The following is a 3,822-nucleotide window of genomic DNA, read 5'->3' on the forward strand; positions in this document are numbered from 1 at the left end:
TTACTGTAACATACGGTATGTGCTTTGGTTAGTAGCTTTTATGCCTTCTCAAGTTTTTAGTTGGTTGCGGCGGATCGTCAAATTTTTAGTCTTGACATAAGGATTTCCGTTAATCGGGTCTGCCCAAGCTCGGTCAGCTCGACTTCGCCCAGTGATAAAACCCCACATCTGGGGCACGCGATGGTTCTCTCAAAATAAGGGCGTTCCTCTCCAATCGGAAAAGAGATTTTGCCAACGTCAAAATCAAATTCTTTCTCACACTCTTTATACATGAATCGAAGCTTCACCATATGGGTCTCCTACAGCCAACCAATGGGCTCCAGTGCATTTGAAATTTTCGGACAGCTATGTGGGTTCTCTGCTTGCGGATCTTGGCCTCTGGTTTTTTATTACCGAACTCTGAGTGCCGTATGGTTTTCCTTCAAATTAGAAAGCCACGGAAAACAGGGACCTACCTAGCCTTGTTTCAGGCCATTGTAAACTCTTTTTCACGGGGCCAGACTGTCTGGATAATATTGATCTTCTTCGCTCCAGCTATGCTCTGAACCAAAATCTTAGGATGCGGTCAGGGTACTATCACTTAAGGGCCACGGGGTCTTCGTATATTCCTCCACTGTTCTGAAAGTGGGTTGCCCTTCCAACTTCATTTCGCTGAAAGCCGAGAATTGAAGCGGCAGGAGATAAGGGACGAGAATCCGATCTCCTTCAGTTTTGATACTTACTCCTAAGGTCTAAACACGGCCGCTCAGCTCGGTGAAGATATTTCGACCCGATTAAGTCTTTTTTCTTAGGTTTTGCTATATATATGCCTAGCGACTAGTGATAGCGAGGCTGGCCGAGGCCGGTGGGGTTAAAAACCTCCGCTCTTCTGATGAATATAGCTGGTGCTCGAAAAAGTCCGATTAAAACGCTGAAAATGGAAAAAGAAGTAATTATAATGCAGTTTGGAATGTATTAGCTATCAACTAGAGAAGAGCGAAAGGATAAAACATCAGGAGGCGATAAAAAAAGTGAGGCCATTTAGCTGGCCTTCGCTGAAGTCAAAAACTATGGTAAAGCCCATGTTGGCTTTAGTAATTTACGACATAAGCTCCGACGAGGTCAGGACTAAGCTCGCCAGCCGCCTCTTTGACTACGGCCTCCAGCGCGTCCAGTACAGCGCCTTCAAGGGTGAGCTGAACGCTCACGACCGCGAGATCTTAGTCCGGGAACTGCGCAACTATATTGGTGGCGAAAGGGACATTATCTATGTGGTTCCCCTCTGTGATCGTTGCGTTAGGCTGTGCAGGATTGTCTCAGAAAAGCCATCAGAAATCCTTGAAAAGGAGGAGGTCAAGATTATTTAGGTATGGTGTTTTATCTTTCAGCTCCGGAACACAAATTCCTGATTAACCGTATCTTGCCTCTCGCTAGGGAGGTAGGCGTCACGCAGGAGCTCAGAGGCTGGAACTGGTGGAAGGAGCCGTTGAAGCCCTATTACTCCGAGCCTATTTCTATGTTTTCTGTCTGCGGTAAGTTCTGTCCAACCAGCCGCGATGTTTACTTGATGTACGTTGAGAAAAAATCTGGCAAGAGGACCCACGAAATAACGCTGGGGGCGGCGGCGCATAACCTGCTTGAGCACGTGTTTGGCAGAACAAGGGGGGGTGACTTCAGCCTTAGTTTCGAGGACTGGTGGAAGGGCGAGCTTGAGCGCCGCGTCCAGGTGGAAAAGCCGGAAGTTATTCGTTCTTGCCTTGAGCCTCTGTGGGATCTGACTCTTAGCCAAGTCAAGGCTGCCTATTTGGAAGCCAAGGCCGCCCACCCCTATGCTGAGGAAAGGGATTTGTTGGCCACCGCCATACCTTTCCTTGTGGAGCACAAGCTCACCGGTAGGCTTTTGGGCCTGAGCGGGACGCTGAGCGTGGACTGCTACGACTACCTCCGCCACATAATTTTCGATGTCAAGGTTGGAGGACCACAGCGCGACTTTTACCGCCTTTATCCCACCGGCTATGCTTTGGTGTTCGAAAGTCTCTATGAAATCCCAATTGATGTGGGCTGTTCAGTCCACGTGAGCTTCAGAAACGGCAGGGTGGTCATCGACAAGGATCTATTCTTCATAAACGACGATATCAGAAACTGGTGGATCGAAGAGCGGGATAAGAAAATGGCATGCGTCGCACAAAGCAAGGATCCAGGCAGGCCAAAGGATTGTCCTCCCAACTGCATGTTCTTCGAGGTGTGCACATGAGGCTGGTAATAGATGGTTTCGGAAAATTTTTGGGAGTAAAGGGGGAAACCTTGGTGGTCAAGGAGACAAGCGGAACGTTGCAACGAATATCTCCGCAGAATCTAGAACAAGTCATAATTTCCGGGAAAGGTTCGGTGAGCACAGACGCGCTACAACTGCTGGCTAAGAACGGAGTTAACGTTTTGATAGTAGACTTTCGTGGAGATATGATGGCCGTCCTCATGCCGCCCATGATGAAAACCGTGAGCACAAGAAAAGAGCAGTACTTTGCCTACCGCGACAAAAGGGGATTGGTGATAGCGAGAGAGATTGTTAGAGCAAAAATCAAAAACCAAAAAGCTGTTCTTTATACCCTTGCGAAACGAAGAGTTGACACCAATCCTATACTAGCTGAAAGACTTTATTCCGCCACAGAGGAAATTGAAAAATTATTGAACGATTTGGCAACAATTGAGGGCGAAAAGATAGAGGATGGGAGAGAAAATTTACTGAATATTGAAGGTAGGGCTGCACAACAATATTGGGGAGTGGTCAGCGGAATACTAAAGGAGTTTGGTTTCAGAGACCGGAGCGGGAGATATGCAACAGATCCAGCAAACAGCATGTTGAATTATGGATACGGAATCTTGATGGGAGAAGTTTGGAGAGCAGTTCATTATGCTGGTTTAGACCCGTATGGTGGATTTCTCCACGCGGATAAGCCTGGTAAACCAAGTATGGTGCTTGACTTAATGGAAGAGTTTAGACCTCATGTCGTGGATAAATTTGTGTTTAAGTTAGCTAGTAAGAAAATGGTTTCAAAAGATGGGTTCGAAATGCTGGATGGCGTTTGCCTTATGAAAGAAGAAACGCGGAGGTTATTTTTACAAGAATTTCTTTCAGAACTTCAATCGAGCATTCGATTGGGAGAATGCAAGTTAAACTGGAGCGATACGATTCTCCGTCAAGCAAGACAAATTGCCAAATTTTTAAGGGGAGAAGTGCCAAGGTATGAAGGTTTCACCCAGTACTGGTGAGTTTACTGTACTTGAGCTTTTCATGTATTTTTATTGTCCTCGGGAGCTGTACTTTTGCAGAAAACTGGGATTCACTCCACCACCTTTAAAAAAGATGGATTTTGCCAAAACCCAACATGAAAAAGAGGAAGAAAGATGTAAGCGTAGGATGACCATTTATGGGATCCCAAGAGAAGAGATATCAGAAATTCTTCACGATTTGTTTCTGGAAGATAAAGAACTAGGTCTTTGCGGCAAAGTAGATACTGTTTTAAAACTTGCCTCGGGAGAAATTATTCCCGTTGAAGTCAAATATTCCAATCTTAGCTGTGTTACGCGGGCTTGGAGAAAACAGATAATTGCCTATGCTGTTTTACTCGAAAAATCGCTCGGAGCACATGTGTCGCGTGGGTTGATTTATATTCTGCCCTCAAGACGAATCTTTTGGGTAAAAATATTCCCAGAGGAGAAGGGGGAACTCAAAAAAGACATTGAACGTATGTTCAAGATCATCCAATCCGACTCTATTCCGAAGCCAGTGGATCGGACAAGATGCAGTTATTGTGAATTTCAACGATATTGTAAGAGAGTTTA

The 3,822-nt window shown here is 45.8% G+C and carries 4 protein-coding genes; all 4 read left to right on the plus strand.

Going from position 1 to position 3,822, the window contains the following annotated elements:
• The first annotated feature begins 944 nt into the window (after nucleotides 1-944).
• Nucleotides 945-1,346: a CRISPR-associated endonuclease Cas2 gene (cas2, locus tag ACP5PX_RS07465; RefSeq protein WP_428085342.1), complete on the plus strand. Its 402-nt coding sequence runs from the start codon at nucleotides 945-947 to the stop codon at nucleotides 1,344-1,346.
• A gap of 2 nt (nucleotides 1,347-1,348) precedes the next feature.
• Nucleotides 1,349-2,233, plus strand: a complete 885-nt coding sequence (cas4a, locus tag ACP5PX_RS07470; protein ID WP_428085343.1) for a type I-A CRISPR-associated protein Cas4/Csa1 — start codon at nucleotides 1,349-1,351, stop codon at nucleotides 2,231-2,233.
• Nucleotides 2,230-3,249, plus strand: a complete 1,020-nt coding sequence (gene cas1, locus ACP5PX_RS07475; protein WP_428085344.1) for a CRISPR-associated endonuclease Cas1 — start codon at nucleotides 2,230-2,232, stop codon at nucleotides 3,247-3,249. The genes cas4a and cas1 overlap by 4 nt, the downstream gene beginning before the upstream one ends.
• A partial coding sequence (cas4, locus tag ACP5PX_RS07480; RefSeq protein ID WP_428085345.1) for a CRISPR-associated protein Cas4 occupies nucleotides 3,224-3,822 on the plus strand: 599 nt, incomplete at its 3' end. The genes cas1 and cas4, both read left to right, overlap by 26 nt.

This window comes from Hadarchaeum sp. (SeqCode) (assembly GCF_049969415.1).
Classification (GTDB): domain Archaea; phylum Hadarchaeota; class Hadarchaeia; order Hadarchaeales; family Hadarchaeaceae; genus Hadarchaeum.